General features: G+C 58.2%; 15 protein-coding genes. 10 read left to right on the top strand and 5 right to left on the bottom strand.

The window, feature by feature from the left end; genetic code table 11:
• The first annotated feature begins 20 nt into the window (after nt 1-20).
• The 3 genes from KUF73_RS10090 (at nt 21) to KUF73_RS10080 (ending at nt 3122) form a co-directional block, all read left to right on the top strand.
• Nucleotides 21-635, top strand: coding sequence for a nitroreductase family protein (locus KUF73_RS10090; RefSeq protein WP_218437885.1), 615 nt, complete (start codon nt 21-23; stop codon nt 633-635).
• 90 nt (nt 636-725) lie between these two features.
• Nucleotides 726-2129: an MFS transporter gene (locus tag KUF73_RS10085; RefSeq protein WP_218437884.1), complete on the top strand. Its 1404-nt coding sequence runs from the start codon at nt 726-728 to the stop codon at nt 2127-2129.
• 39 nt (nt 2130-2168) lie between these two features.
• Nucleotides 2169-3122 carry an alpha/beta fold hydrolase gene (locus KUF73_RS10080; RefSeq protein ID WP_218437883.1) on the top strand — a complete coding sequence of 318 codons (954 nt, stop codon included), beginning with the start codon at nt 2169-2171 and terminating at the stop codon, nt 3120-3122.
• A gap of 23 nt (nt 3123-3145) precedes the next feature.
• On the opposite strand, the gene KUF73_RS10075 is transcribed toward KUF73_RS10080, so the two are convergent.
• The gene (locus tag KUF73_RS10075) at nt 3146-4045 is read right to left on the bottom strand and encodes a LysR family transcriptional regulator (RefSeq protein WP_218437882.1); all 900 of its coding nucleotides are present in this window, start codon (nt 4043-4045) and stop codon (nt 3146-3148) included.
• A 115-nt stretch (nt 4046-4160) separates the two neighbouring features.
• Between KUF73_RS10075 and KUF73_RS10070 the strand changes: the two genes are divergently transcribed.
• From KUF73_RS10070 to KUF73_RS10060, 3 genes are read left to right on the top strand one after another with little or no spacing between them, the layout of a single operon-like run.
• Entirely contained in the window at nt 4161-4982 is an 822-nt protein-coding gene (locus tag KUF73_RS10070; RefSeq protein WP_218437913.1) for a class III extradiol ring-cleavage dioxygenase, read from the top strand.
• A gap of 13 nt (nt 4983-4995) precedes the next feature.
• Nucleotides 4996-5667, top strand: coding sequence for an alpha/beta hydrolase (locus KUF73_RS10065; RefSeq protein WP_218437881.1), 672 nt, complete (start codon nt 4996-4998; stop codon nt 5665-5667).
• Nucleotides 5668-5682: 15 nt separating this feature from the next.
• Nucleotides 5683-6084 carry a DoxX family protein gene (locus tag KUF73_RS10060; RefSeq protein ID WP_218437880.1) on the top strand — a complete coding sequence of 134 codons (402 nt, stop codon included), beginning with the start codon at nt 5683-5685 and terminating at the stop codon, nt 6082-6084.
• Between the two features lie 75 nt (nt 6085-6159).
• Here the strand turns inward: KUF73_RS10060 and KUF73_RS10055 are convergent, their stop codons facing one another.
• Entirely contained in the window at nt 6160-7041 is an 882-nt protein-coding gene (locus KUF73_RS10055; RefSeq protein ID WP_218437912.1) for a LysR family transcriptional regulator, read from the bottom strand.
• Between the two features lie 158 nt (nt 7042-7199).
• Between KUF73_RS10055 and KUF73_RS10050 the strand changes: the two genes are divergently transcribed.
• The 4 genes from KUF73_RS10050 to KUF73_RS10035 are packed head-to-tail and all read left to right on the top strand — an operon-like array spanning nt 7200 to nt 10863.
• Complete coding sequence (locus KUF73_RS10050) at nt 7200-8216, top strand: LLM class oxidoreductase (RefSeq protein WP_218437879.1); 1017 nt, start codon at nt 7200-7202, stop codon at nt 8214-8216.
• A complete protein-coding gene (locus KUF73_RS10045) occupies nt 8213-9013 on the top strand; it encodes a sugar phosphate isomerase/epimerase (protein ID WP_218437878.1) in 801 nt (266 codons plus the stop codon). Before KUF73_RS10050 ends, KUF73_RS10045 begins: the two co-directional genes overlap by 4 nt.
• 15 nt (nt 9014-9028) lie before the next feature.
• Nucleotides 9029-9835 (top strand): sugar phosphate isomerase/epimerase, encoded by an 807-nt coding sequence (locus tag KUF73_RS10040; RefSeq protein ID WP_218437877.1) that lies wholly within the window; start codon nt 9029-9031, stop codon nt 9833-9835.
• A 44-nt stretch (nt 9836-9879) separates the two neighbouring features.
• Nucleotides 9880-10863, top strand: coding sequence for an LLM class flavin-dependent oxidoreductase (locus KUF73_RS10035; RefSeq protein WP_218437876.1), 984 nt, complete (start codon nt 9880-9882; stop codon nt 10861-10863).
• A gap of 56 nt (nt 10864-10919) precedes the next feature.
• On the opposite strand, the gene KUF73_RS10030 is transcribed toward KUF73_RS10035, so the two are convergent.
• The 3 genes from KUF73_RS10030 to catA are packed head-to-tail and all read right to left on the bottom strand — an operon-like array spanning nt 10920 to nt 14531.
• A complete protein-coding gene (locus KUF73_RS10030; protein WP_218437875.1) occupies nt 10920-12371 on the bottom strand; it encodes an aldehyde dehydrogenase in 1452 nt (483 codons plus the stop codon).
• A 27-nt stretch (nt 12372-12398) separates the two neighbouring features.
• The gene (locus tag KUF73_RS10025; protein WP_218437874.1) at nt 12399-13544 is read right to left on the bottom strand and encodes an NAD(P)-dependent alcohol dehydrogenase; all 1146 of its coding nucleotides are present in this window, start codon (nt 13542-13544) and stop codon (nt 12399-12401) included.
• A gap of 48 nt (nt 13545-13592) precedes the next feature.
• A complete protein-coding gene (catA, locus tag KUF73_RS10020; RefSeq protein ID WP_218437873.1) occupies nt 13593-14531 on the bottom strand; it encodes a catechol 1,2-dioxygenase in 939 nt (312 codons plus the stop codon).
• Nucleotides 14532-14544 lie beyond the last annotated feature (13 nt).

Raw genomic sequence — 14544 nt, 5'->3', positions numbered from 1 at the left:
TTTCCCGTACAGAGATCACCATGTCTGCTATTGCTGAAGTTATTAAGTCGCGAATTTCCGCCAACAGTTATGACACTGAACGCGAGTTGACGGACCAACAGGTCACCGACCTGATCGATCTGGCTACGCACGCCCCCTCCGCCTTCAACCTGCAAAACTGGAAGTTCCTGGCCGTTCGCAGCAGTGAAGCCAAGGCACGATTGCTGCCATTGGCCTACGGTCAACAGAAAGTCATGGATGCCGCCGTGACCTTTATTGTCTGTGGCACTCTCAATCCCCATGAAACCCTGCCTTCAGCCCTGAAACCGACACTGGATGCCGGCATCATTGACCAGGCGATCTATGATATGTGGCTGGGAGCCGCCCTAGGCATGTATCAGCAAAACCCGCAGTTACAACGCGACGAAGCTATCCGTTCAGGTTCGCTGGCGGCCATGACCCTGATGCTCGCCGCCAAAGGGCAAGGCCTTGTTTCGACCCCCATGATCGGGTTCGACCCGTCGGCAGTGGCGCAAGCGTTCGGTTTGTCCGCGACGGAGATCCCGGTGATGTTGATCACCGTGGGCTACCCTGGCACGGCCAACTGGCCGCAAAAGCCCCGGAAAGCTGTTAACGACGTTTTGCAATTCGTATAAGTAGTGCTGCCAGCGAGCGCCAGGCACTACCTGGCTTTGCTGGCCGTTGCTGAGCAACACACGACCACAACATGCCTGGACTGTAAACCAGTGACCGCACACCCCATATCACCCGTCTCGCTACGCGCGATTTTGATCGCCGCCTGTTTGGGATTCCTTGTCGTTCAACTCGACGTCAGCGTCGTCAACGTCGGCCTGGGCGCCCTCAAGAGCGCGTTTGGCACCGACCTCACCGGCCTGCAGTGGGTCATCAACAGCTACGCGTTGCCTTTTTCTGCCTTGCTTATCCTGGGTGGTGCATGGGGCGACAAGTGGGGGGCAAAGTCCGTCTTTGCAGGGGGCTTCGCTCTCTTTACCCTCGCCTCCATTGGATGTGGTCTCGCAGGCAGCATGACGATGCTGATCACTATGCGCATCGTGCAGGGTATCGGCGCGGCCTTCCTGATACCGACATCACTAACCCTGATTCGCGTGTCATTTCATGACCCCGATGCGCGTCGTGCCGCTGTTGCGCTCTGGGGTGCCTGTGGGGGTATCGCATTGGCTGCCGGTCCCGTGATCGGCGGTTTGATGATCGAGTACTTCGGCTGGCGAAGCGTATTTCTGCTGAATATTCCGATCGGCCTGTTGGCTATCGGGTTGATTCTGCACTATGCCCCCGCCTCCCCTCGGGTTGATAAGCACGTCGATATTCAAGGGCAAATCAGTATTGCGATTTGCCTGGCATCACTGACCTATGGCTTGACCGAATTCAGTGCCAAAGGTTGGGCAAGCGAAACGCTCTCCGCGATGGCCATCGCCGCGATCTCTTCGGTGGCATTTGTTCTGATCGAGCGTCGGGTAAAACATCCGATGCTGCCCGCTCACCTGGCAAAAAACCAAGTGTTGGGGAGCATGGCGCTCGCAGGCGCTGCGATCAATCTGACGTTTTATGGAACGGTCTTCGTTTTCAGCATTTACTTTCAAGCCTTCCTGCACTACGACGCATTGAAAACGGGGTTGTCGTTTATCCCGCTGACGGCGGTGCTGACACTTTCTACGATGCTCTCGTCAAGGTTCGCCAGGCGGTTCAGTGCCACTCGTATTATCACGACGGGTTTCACGGTTCAGATCGTCGGATTCATCGCGCTGTCGCAAACCACTTCCAATAGCTCGCTGTGGTTGCTCAATGGTGCGCTGATGCTGGTAGGTATTGGCAGCGCCATGTCAGTACCGTTCATTACCAACTCGATGCTGTCCTCGGTCACACAGCATGACGCGGGCATCGCCTCCGGCTTGATGGCCTCCGCCAGGCAACTGGGCGGTGTGATTGGCGTCGCTGTATTCGGCACGATGATCGCTCATACGGATAAGGTCGCTTTTTCCGCCGGGCTATCCCACGCGATGCTGTTTTCAGCGTTGGTCCTGGCAATTTGCATCGCCGTAAATCTCTTCGCAGCCTCCGCTCGGCGTCGATATGCCGGTGTGGATGAGAGTCGCCCCGATGCGCCCTGAATCAACTGCGCCGTTTCTTCAACTGGATGGGATTGCACTTTGAAATATCCACTGAACAATCAATCACTTCTCTCGCTGCTCGGCGAGGACTTTCACTTTCCCCATGAAATCCCAGGTCAACCTGTTCGGGCTTCTGACTTCGAAGGCCTGCAACTCAACAGCTTTGTCAGCAGCGACGGGGTCAACCTCGCCTATTGGGAAGCCGGTGCGGGCACGCCGCTGATTTTCATCCCTGGATGGTCAGCCAACGGCGCGTTGTATTTCCACCTCATGCACATCCTCAGCCAGCATTATCACGTGTACGTACTGGATGTCAGAAACCAGGGACTCTCCGAAAAGGTCGCCTTTGGCAATCGGATTTCCCGATATGCCATGGACGTGAAACAGTTTGCAGATCACTTGGGCGTGTCCCAAGCCGATTACTGCGGTTGGTCGATGGGCGCGTCGATCCTGTGGGCGTATGTCGACCTGTTCGGTACACAAGGCATGCGCACGTTGAGCATCATTGACCAGGCGCCCTCGGTTTATTGTCATGAAGACTGGACTGAACTGGAGCGACTGCAAGCCGGGGCGTTTACCACCTCGCCAGAGCGCATGATTGCGTCCTACGCCAAGGGAACGCCCACCAACCAACTGATCAGCGCGACTCGGGTGCTGGAACGGGCCATTGCCCTGGACTCACCCTGGTTCCACAACGCCATCAGCCTGGCTCAGGCCGTTGTGAAGGATGACATGGCGTTTATGGAGCGCGTGCTGTTCGATCACGTCACCAACGATTGGCGGGATGTCATCCAGACAAAGATTGATGTTCCAACCGCCATTTTCACCGGCGAATACAGCGACTGGCTGGACAGCCAACGCTGGATGAATTCGGTCATCGCGGGATCTGCACTGCATGTGTACACCAAGGCGGAACAGGGCGATCACTTCCTGGCATTGAAGAATCCGGAAAAGTTCGCGACCGATCTGCGAGGCTTTCTGGATAAGCGGTGACCCCCTGTCCGGAGAAATCGCATCTACTGTTCCCATTTAGGATGGGCAAATCGCTCCGCCAGAAAATTGATCAGTACACGGACCTTGGTCGCCAGGTGCTTGCGGGTGGGATACACCACGTAGATACCCAGTTCGACAGACTGGTACTCGGGCAGGATCTCAATCAGGTCCCCCGTCCGCAAATCCTCGGCCACCATGAAACTGGGCTGCAAGGCAATGCCGCCCCCCGCCAAGGCGATACTGCGACAGGTATCGCCGTTGTTGCAGCGAACAATCGAGCGGGTGCGCACACTTTCGCTGCCGTCAGGGCCCATGAACTGCCATTCATTGCCGCTGGCGAAGTTGGTATATGCAATCACTCCGTGCTCGGCCAAGTCTGCCAGCGTGCGCACTTGAGCATGGTTCGCCAGATAGTCAGGTGAAGCGCACAGGCACATCCGGGTGCCTGCCAATCGACGCCCTATCAGGGAAGAGCTTTCCATGCGAGCAATACGAACGGCGGCATCGAAGCCCTCCTCTACAAGATCCACCAGTCGGTCGTTCAGATTGATGTCCAGCTCGACGTTGGGGTAAGCCCTCATGAAGTCCCCCCACAACGGCGCCAAGTGCAGCACACCGAAGCTGACCGGTGCATTCACCCTCAAAACGCCACTGGGTTCCGGTGCGGTGGACGATACGGCCTCCTCGGCCTGATCCATCAGTGCCAGGACTTCACGCGCCTGGTGATAAAACTGACGCCCCTCCTCCGTCAATGAAAGCCGGCGGGTCGTGCGGTGCAGAAGCCGCGCACCGAGTCGCCCTTCAAGACCGCTCACGTAGCGTGAGATGGCCGCCTTCGACATGTCCAGGGGTTCGGCCGCCCCGACAAAACTGCCTTTGTCGACGACGGTGCAGAAGACCTGCATCTCCAATGCTCTGTCCATGATTGTCTCGATAAGTGGAACGGTTAGTCGCATTTGGCCTTATTTATCTCAGCAACTCAATCTATAAACTGGGCTCATCGAAACGCACCATCAAACCATTTGAGGAGCATTCACCCTGAACACTTCGTTCCCCCTGCTGTTTGTGTCTCATGGCGCTCCGATGTTTGCCATCGAGCCTGGTCTGGCGGGTCAACGTCTGGCCGAACTCGGTCGCGAACTACCGCGACCTGATGCCATCGTCATCCTTTCCCCACACTGGATGACTCGCGGCGAAATCAGCGTGACAGCGAGCACCGCCCCCGAAACTATTCACGATTTCGGGGGATTTCCCGACGCCTTGTATCAGTTGCGCTACCCCGCACCGGGCGCTCCGACCCTCGCCGCTCATATCGTGGGTCTGCTACAGAATGCCGGATGGAAATCTCGGCTTGATGCCCGTCGAGGTCTGGACCACGGCGCCTGGGTGCCGCTGCTTTATCTGGCACCTGAAGCTGACATTCCCATCGTTCAGGTCTCGATGCCTGCCGGCCTAGACACTTACCAGGCCTGGAAATTGGGCAAAGCCCTCGCGCCACTGCGCGAGATAAACGTGTTGATCGTGGCTTCCGGAAGTCTGACCCATAACTTGTATGAGTTTCGGGGGGCGGCCACCCATGGGGCTGACTACGTGAAAGAGTTTGCTGCCTGGACAGCCCAAAACCTACAGGCGGGCAACACCGATTTGCTACTGGACTATAGGCAGCACGCCCCTTCCGCAGAACGCGCCCACCCGACTGATGAGCATTTTTTACCCTTGCTCATCGCCCTCGGTGCGGCCGGCGAACACTATGCAACGCGTGTCGTTGAAGGTGGCGTGAGCTACGGGGTGCTGGCGATGGACAGCTACCTGTTTACCTCAATCGACAATGATGGATCTGAATCCATTCAAACCAGTTAAGGCGTTGAAGACTATGGCTGACACGATTTTTTCTGACGCGTCCCGCGAGCCGCAAACGGGCCTGTTTTTCCGCAAAGAGTGCAGCACTTCGGCGCCCAGGGGCCGCCTGCTTTTACTGCATGGTGTCGGGTCAAATGAAGCGAATCTCGCCTCATTGGCCGCATCGCTGCCGCAAGAGCTGGAAGTGATTCTATTGCGCGGTCCGCTGCAAGTTGGCCCACAGGGCTACGCCTGGTACCAGGTGACGTTCACCGGCAACGGCCCTTCCTTCAATCAAGAGCAAGCGGAGTCCAGCCGCCAACTGCTGCAGCGCTTCATCGAAGCACTGCCCAAGCTACCGACCGTGATCGCCGGCTTCAGCCAGGGCGGCATCATGAGTGCAAGCCTTGGGCTTACCGAGCCCGAGTTGGTTGCCGGTTTCGCTATTTTAAGCGGCCGAATGCTGCGTGAACTTGATCCGCGAATTGCCTCCACCGACCGGCTCAAGTCCGTCCGCGCGTTTGTCGCCCATGGTCATCAAGACAACGTCCTGCCATTGGCCTGGGCGAAGGAAGCGGACGCCTGGCTGGATCGAATCGGCGTCGTCCACGAAACGCACTTCTACGACATGGCCCACGAGATCGTCGCTGAAGAACTGGCGGACTTCTCGCAATGGCTGACCCACACGCTGTCACTCTCCAAGTAAACAAGGAACCGCACCATGATCGACTCACGCACCGCTCCGTATGCCGCACTCGTTATGCGCCTGGCCCTCGGCATCATGTTCATTGCACACGGCCTGACCAAAGTGCTTGTGTTCACCCCGGCAGGCACCGCAGGCTTTTTTGAATCCATCGGTTTCCCGGGCTTCCTGGCCTACCCGGTCATGGCCTTTGAAGTGATCGGCGGCTTGATGCTGGTACTGGGTGTCTATGCGCGCTGGGTGGCCGCCCTGGCAGTGGTCCAACTGTTCGTTGCCGCGACCGTCCACTTCGGCAATGGCTGGAGCTTCACCAACGCCAATGGTGGCTGGGAATATCCTGTTTACCTTTCGGCGACAGCACTGGTCGTCGCATTGCTGGGTGACGGCGCCATGGCGACAAAAGCGTCCAGCCAAGCGTAAGTCACTGCTAACTCAAGTCTGCCGACGCCCTCTCCCAGCGCGTCGGCTGCTTGCGTTTGGGTCAACCGCAACGAATCACGTCAGGCGCGATGACATAAAGCTCACGAACGCCTTTATCTTGGGCAACGGCTGGCGACTGGAGGGCCAGAGAATACTGAAGGTGCGGTGGTCGCGAACGTAGCGATCCAATACCGGCACCAATCGCCCGTCAGCGATGGCGTCCTCGACAAAAAAATCAGGGAGGCATGCGATTCCCTGCCCCGCCTCGGCCATTGCCATTAACGGCTCAATCGCGTTGGCGGTAGCCGACTGTCCCAGCTCAACACTGGCCTGCCCCTTTTTTACCACCAGAGGCCAGGCGTCGAGTTTGCCGCTGGTGGGGTATCGATAACGCAGGCACGAATGGCTGGACAATTCCGATGGCCGTGAAGGAACTCCCCGTAGTGAAAGATAATGTGGAGATGCCACCAGGCGATGACTGTAGCCGTTGAGCTTGCGCATCATCAGCCGCGAGTCTTCAACCTCTCCGATACGCATCACGGCATCAAAACCTTCCTCGATCACGTTGACCAACCGATCACTGAATTCCAGCTCCAACTCCACTTCGGGGTATGCCTGCTGAAACGCAATCAAGTGAGGCATCAACCTCATCCCCAACTGTGGCAAACCAAGGCGCAACTTCCCCTGGGGTTTACCGGCAGCCTGGGTGAGCTCCCGTTTGGCAACCTCGTACTCGGCAAAGATTCGATGGCAGCGTTCCAGAAACAGACTGCCCTCGGACGTCAGGGTGATGGCGCGCGTGGACCGGTGAAACAGCCTTACACCCAGCTCTTCCTCCAGACGCGCAACCGCCTTGCCAACCGCCGATGAAGACACACCGGTTCTGCGTCCAACTTCGGTAAAACTGCGCGTTTGCGCGGCATGAACGAACGCGCTGAGCGCTCCAAAATGATCCATGGTCACCCCAGTCTATTTGAGCGTTTTATTCGCAAATGATCGGAATTTCATCCTGTTTTTCTTTCGTATCATACAACTTATAGTCAGCGCCATTGTGACTTCACCTCGCTATATCGCCCTGCGAAGTTGCCGTCATCTGACTACACGAGAGATCTCGAATGACTTCGATGCCTTCCCCCTATGAGCTTGCGCCGGAGCTCAAACAACATCCCGGCTTCGCGCGCGTTTTCCAACCCTGCCATTTGACATTCGGTTTTATTGCACCGCTGGAAAGCTACCCCAATAGCCCAGGCCCGACCCTGCAGGATCACGCGCAACTAGCTCATAAGGTTGACGAGGCGGGGTTTTCCGCCATCTGGCTTCGGGACGTGCCCTTCTACGATCCGAACTTCGGTGACGTGGCTCAAATCCTTGATCCGCTGGTCTATGCCGGCTTCCTCGCTGCCGTGACCAAGCAGATAGCCATCGGTACTGCCGGCATTGTCCTGCCCCTGCGCGACCCATTGATCGTTGCCAAGCAGGCCGCGAGTATCGATCAGCTACTTGGGGGACGATTTATCCTCGGCCTGGCCACTGGCGATCGGCCGGTGGAATACCCCGCCTTCGGACTCGACTTCGGCAACCGCGCGGAGCGTTTCCGTGACGCACTGGCAATCATTCGCGCCGCCTCGGAAACACACTGGGCCGTACACCCGTCGCGGTTTTATGGCCAGTTGAATGGAGAGATTGACCTCGTTCCCAAACCAGTGGGCACACGTATGCCAACCATCATCGTTGGCCAGGCGGGTCAGTCACTGGATTGGGTTGGCGAGAACAGTGACGGCATCCTTTCCTACATTTCCAATCCTGTCCTGATTCCCCAGATCATCAAGCGGTGGCGTGCAGCCTGTGGCGACAACGTCTACAAGCCCTATGGCTACGGCACTCTGTTCGACCTCGACCGAGATCCAAACCATCCTCTGCAGGCGGGGCGCGTGCTGCGTGCCGGGCGAAACACGCTGATCGAACACTGGAAACGTCAACAGGATCAGGGCGTCGGTCATGTTGCCCTGCACTTCAAACCCCAGCGACGCCACGCCTCGGAAGTCATCGACGAGCTGGGCGAATACCTCTTGCCGCACTTTCCAAGTGCGTCCTTACCCGCCAACCCATCAACCGCGCAGACCCACTCATGAATCGTCTTTTGCATCATATGGATTTCATTTTCCAGACAGCCTTGGGGACCTATCCCCTGGCGGCGCAGTGCGAGATGCTCGCCGAACTCGGCTACCAGGGGCTGACAATGTCTGCCTGGAGCAAAGACCTGAAGTCGATCGCCCAGGTCAAACCCACCTGGGGCCTGGACGTGGGTGCGGTCTACCTGATCTATCGTAGGGGTCTCGAATCGTTTGTGACCAACCTGTTCGAGACCATCGAGGGCTGTACCACAATCGAACTGGCCCTGCACTCCGGCGACGAAGTCACGCACTTTGACCGCCGAATGCTCGAGCGCCTGCTGCCGATCTGCGAGCGCCGAGGCCTGGAGATCAGCCTGTACCCGCACGCCCGCTACGGCATGCAGACGACCACCGAGGCGGTGGCCCTATGCAGGGAATTCAACCATCCGCGCCTCAACATCGTGTTCAACGGGTATCACTGGTACGCGACTGAAGAGCAGTCCCTGGAGCAGCGCCTCGACGCGATGTGGCCATGGCTGAAACAGGTAAACATGGCTGGCACCCGGCGCTCCCCGCTCGGATGGGGCGGCCTGGCAACCATCGAACCGCTCGATGAAGGAGAAATGGACAACTTCGTGTTATTGGGCGCGCTCGAACGGCGCGGCTTTGATGGACGGTTTGGTGTGCTCGGCTGGGAAAGCATGGGCGGCGACGTCTACGGCAATCTGCGCCGCTCAGTCACCGCCTTCCGATCGATGGAACAACGGTTGGCCGCCCACCCTGAGTGGGCTGTCCTGACCGACTCGCCGCACTGAGCCAGGAGATAAATCATGGCTCAGCGCATCCATGCACTCGATTCCTTCTTCTACTCGTCAATGGGCGTATACGCCTTTCAGACGCAGTGCGAAATGTTGTCCGAGATCGGCTACGACGGCATTACTGTCGCTGCCTGGGGTGGCACACCACTGACTGACCTCAGCCTGCTGCCCAGCGTCCGGGAAAACCATGGCCTGTACATCGAGGGCCTTTACCTGGTGCTGCACGAGGGGCGCAACGATGCCCTGATACGGCGTATCGTTGAAACCGTTGAGGGTGTGGAGCTGATCGAACTGGCGATTCAGACCTCAGTCAATGGCACCCAAGCCATACTGCGGTTTATCGAGTCGCTGCTGCCCATTGCCGAACGACGCGGATTACGCATTGCGTTGTATCCGCATCTTCATCACGTCACCCAGACCACTACGCAAGTCGTACAGATTTGCGAACTCTTTGCTCACCCATGCCTGGGGGCCTCGTTCAATGGTTATCACTGGTACGCCAGCCAGGAAGGCGAACTGGAACAGCGCCTCGCCGCGATGAAACCCTGGCTCATGCAAGTGGTGACCTCTGGCAGCGCACTTTCGCAACTGGGCTGGGGCGGTGTGGCGACCATGGAGCCGGTCGACCGCGGGGAGATGGACAACTTCGCCTTGATCGCCGCGCTGAATCGCGTCGGCTATACCGGCAGCATTGGCGTGCTCGGCTGGGATTATGGGGGGGACATTTACCTCAAGCTCCAGCGCTGCCTGGCAACGCTACGGGAAGTCGATCAACGCCTGGCACGGCATCCGTCCTGGTCGGATTTCCCGCTGAAGTAGCGGATGGCCGCGTCACAGACCTCACCTTAAAAACGGAACATGCAATGACCGCCCTTTCTGTGCTTGACCTCATGATGATCGGCGAAGGCAAGACCTTTGCCCACACCATTGCCGACGCCACCGCCCTGGCGCGCCACGTGGAAGCCCACGGCTACAAACGCTACTGGATCGCCGAGCACCACGACCTGCCGGGGATTGCTTCTTCGGCGACCACCTTGCTCGTCCAGCATCTCGCTGCGGCCACCAGCACCCTGCGAGTCGGTTCTGGCGGAATCATGCTACCCAACCACTCCCCGTTGATGGTGGCGGAGCAGTTCGGGACATTGGATACCTTGTTTCCAGGCCGTATCGATTTAGGCATTGGCAGAGCACCTGGATCAGCAGGACTGGCTATTCGAGCCATGCGCGGTGACGCCTCCGAGCGCGACTTCGAGCAAGACATTGAGCAATTGACGGACTATCTGGCGGACAACGGAAATCAGCTGGTGCGTGCAATCCCTGAAACCCATGACGTTCCGATATGGCTGCTGGGTTCGAGCCTCAATAGTGCGGACCTCGCTGCGAGAATGGGGCTCCCTTACGCATTCGCTTCACATTTCGCACCTCGATTCCTGATGCAAGCCATCGAGCACTATCGCTCCTCGTTCCGGCCATCGGAATTGCTCGACCACCCCTACGTCATCGCTGGCGCCAATGTCTTCGCTGCCCCATCACGCGCCGAAGCCGATTACCTGGCGAGTTCACATCGTCATTGGGTGAGCAATTTGTACGCGGGAAAGGCAGGTGCTCTGCCGCGCCCGGAAGAAGGTTTTATGGAAAGACTCGCCGATATGGATCGCCACAATCTGGCTCAAGCCATGTCTTGCACAGCCGTAGGCGACAAGGATGATGTTGGCAGTTGGCTACGCCAGTTCATCGCGACCACGGGGGCGGATGAGCTCATTATCGATGCGAGGATTCATGATGGCGACGCACGCTGCCGATCCTATCAATTGGCAGCCGAATCCATTGCCGACCTGCTTGACTAAGGTCCCTGCGTCACGTGGTCAAAAAAAAACCGGCGCATTACGCGCCGGTTTCAAATTTAGAATGGATACGGCTGGTTGGAGGGTTCAACCGTGACCCACTTGACCTCGGTAAACTCCTCGATGACGGCACTGCCATCGAATCGGCCATAACCGCTCTTCTTCATTCCTCCGTACGGGGCCTGCGGTTCGTTTTGTACGGTAGCGCCATTGATGTGTACGCAGCCGGCATCCAGTCGGCCAGCCAGTTCCAATGCCCGCGTGACATCGCGACTGAATATGGATGACGAAAGACCATAGGCGGTGTCATTAGCCACCTCCAGCGCTTGCTCGGCGCCCTTCACCCGGACGATCGTTGTCACCGGACCAAAAGTCTCTTCGTCGTAGATCGACATCGCACGGGTAACCCGATCGACCAGTGTCGGCCCCATCAAGGCATTTTCCGCCAAGCCGCCCGCCACGATGTCAGCGCCCTTTCCAATGGCGTCATCGAGTAAATGATTGATCCGTTGTACAGAGCCTTGGCTGATCATCGGGCCAATCACGCAGCTTGGAGTCGTTGATGGAACGCCCGTTTCCAGCGACCGTACTCGCTCTGCGAAACGGGAAACGAATTGGTCGGCTACCGCTTCATCGACCACGAAACGCTCGGTCGACATGCAGATTTGTCCCTGGTACAGGAACGCTCCGAAAACAGCAGCGTTGACTGCCCCGTCGATATCCGCGTCATCCAGAACAATGAAAGGTGCTTTGCCACCCAGCTCCAGGAGGCAGCGTTTGAGATGACTGGCGCAGGTCTGGGCAATCATGCGGCCGACCTTGGTCGAGCCGGTGAAATTCACTCGACGCACAATGTCATGCGCGACCAACGCTTCAGTCACCGCAGCGGCGTCCTCTGGCGCGCTGATCAGGAAGTTCAATACCCCCGCAGGCAGACCGGCATCGTAAAACGCTTCGGCCAACAACGCATGCGTACGCGGGCTGCTTTCCGAACCCTTGAAAATCACCGTGTTGCCGCACGCCAGTGGATAGGCAATGGCGCGTGCGCCAAGAATGACCGGGCCATTCCAGGGGACGATGCTCAGCACTGCGCCCACCGGTTGGCGCAACGTCATCGACAGTGCGCCAGGTTTGTCGGTAGGAATGGTTTCGCCTTTGATTTGCGTGGTCAGGGCAGCGGCTTCACGCAGCAGGTTGGCCGATGCGCCCACGTTGAATTGTGCCCACAGCTGCGACGCGCCGATCTCTTCGGCCATGACCGAGCAGAACTGCGCCATTTTCGATTCAAGTGCATCAGCCGCCGCCAGCAGAATACGCCGACGCTCGGTTGGGCCGGTTTTGGACCACGTCCGAAAAGCGCGCTGGGAAGATTCGGCAGCACGGATGGCGTCCTGGACGCTGCAAGCTGCACCTACGCTTACGGTCGCAGCGCTGAGCGGATCGACGCGTTGGAAAGTCTTGCCATTGGAGGCGTCGAGTTTTTGATTGTCTATCACGAGTTGAACGGTCATTGCGGGTTCCTTTGCAGATCGAAAAAGTCAGACCGAAGCAGGGACTGGCATGCGAAGAATCGGCTTGATGGTGACACCGCGCTCGCTATCGGCCATCGCCTGGTTCACCTCATCGAACTCGTAAAACTTGCAGAGCTTGTCGAAAGGGAATCGGCCCTGCAGATAGAGATCAACCAGCTTCGGAATGAAGGCATTGGCAACGACATCGCCTTGTACGATGCCCATGATCCGTTTGCCGGGGATCATTACGTCGTTGATATTGAAGGCCACCTCGGTGCCCATTTTGGTGGCGCCGACGATGCCACAGGTGCCCAGCGTGGTGAGTGCGTCGATCGCCTGACGAAGCACCTCGGAACGACCGGAGCATTCAAGGCTGTAATTGACTCCGCCCTGGGTGATGGCCTGAATACGTTGAACCGGATCTTCTTCGCGACTGTTAATGACGTGGGTGGCCCCCAGTTCCAGCGCGAGTTCCAGGCGACTTGGGGTGACGTCCACAGCAATGATGGTCGTAGCGCCAGCGACCTTCGCGGCCATTACCGCCGCCAGGCCGACTGCGCCCGCACCAAAGGCGGCGAAGCTCGATCCGGCCTCGACCTTGAGTGCATTGAGAACCGATCCTGCGCCCGTCTGGATGCCGCAACCCAGCGGCCCCAACAGTTCCAGTGGCGCCTGTTTCGCGACCTTGACCACGTTGCGCTCGTTGGCAATCGTGTAAGTGGAAAACGAGGATTGGCCAAAAAAATGGTCGTGGATAGCGTGGTCATTGCCACACCCGCAAGCGGAGGAACTGCCATCGAGTCGGCCTCCACCGAAGTTCAGCGGGTGCATGTGAGTGCAGTGCGCCGGGTGACCCGTTTCACAAGGCAGGCAGAGACCGCAGGACATGTAGGTCATCACCACGTGATCGCCCGGTTGTACCGTGGTGACCGCGGAACCGACCGCATCCACCACACCCGCACCCTCATGGCCAAGGATGATGGGCAGTGGTGTAGGAAACAGCTGATCCCGCACCACCATGTCAGTGTGGCAAACGCCTGTGGCGACCACACGGACGCGCACTTCTGTTGGCCGAGGTGCCTCAAGCAAGACGTCCTCGATTTCCAATGGGGCTCCCGAGGCGCGCAGCACGGCGGCACGGACTTTCATCGATGGTGCATCGTTCTGGGACATTGTTGTCTCCTTGCAGTAGTTCGTTGAAGTCGAGAAAACAGCGGCCTGTCAGGCGGGCTGCAAAGCTCGCGGGCGTTGGCTGCGATGGATGGCGGCTTCGTTCGCGGCCGGACGCAGGCTGAAATTGAACGTCATCTCGGCAAAGCGTCCTGTCACGCCATTGGCAGCAGCCTGTTCCTCGTCATCGACGAAAATGACTTCGCCAATCAGCCCGTCACGTGTTGCATAAGCGAAGTCGTCCCACAGGTACTCGTCATTGGACAAGTTGATCTGCGTGGTCAGATGTTCATGCCCTGGGGCAGAAATGAAGAAGTGGATATGCGCTGGCCGCTGCCCGTGGCGGCCCAACTGATCGAGGCATTCCTGAGTGGGGCCGGCTGGATCGCAACCGTACCCCGAAGGCACGATGCTGCGAGCCCGGTAACAACCATTGGCGTCCGTGAGAATCCGGCGACGCAAATTGAACTCCGTCTGGCTCTTATCGAAGTATGAGTAGTTGCCTTGGGTGTTGGCTTGCCACAAGTCCACGGTGGCTCCGGCGATCGGTTCGCCGTTAAGGGCGGTGACGCGGCCCTCCAGAAACATCACTGTTGCTGTGCCATCCTCGCTCCCATCATCCATTCGAGTTTGGTACTCACACAGTGGCGCGCCTGCTACGTACAAGGGACCTTCAATGGTGCGTGGCGTGCCTCCGGTCCGGCCTGCCTCTGCGTCCCTGGCATCCGCCAGCAGATCAAGGAAATGTTCGATGCCGAGTCCGGCGACCAGCAAACCTGCTTCGGTTTTGGCACCCAAGCGGTTGACGTAGTCCACCGCCCCCCAGAATTCATCATCGCTGATCTGCAAATCCTCGATCACTCGGGCGACTTCCTGCAGCAAGCGTAAGACGATCTGCTTGCGGCGTGGATCGCCTTCGCTGTTGTCCAGTCCTGAGGCTTCGCGGAAGAATTGCTGCAATTGCGGCAGTTGAGAAATTTTTACGGTCATCTTGATTCACCTG

Source organism: Pseudomonas sp. PD9R, assembly GCF_019200975.1.
Taxonomy (GTDB): domain Bacteria; phylum Pseudomonadota; class Gammaproteobacteria; order Pseudomonadales; family Pseudomonadaceae; genus Aquipseudomonas.
This window is presented reverse-complemented; position numbering and strand designations above follow the sequence as displayed.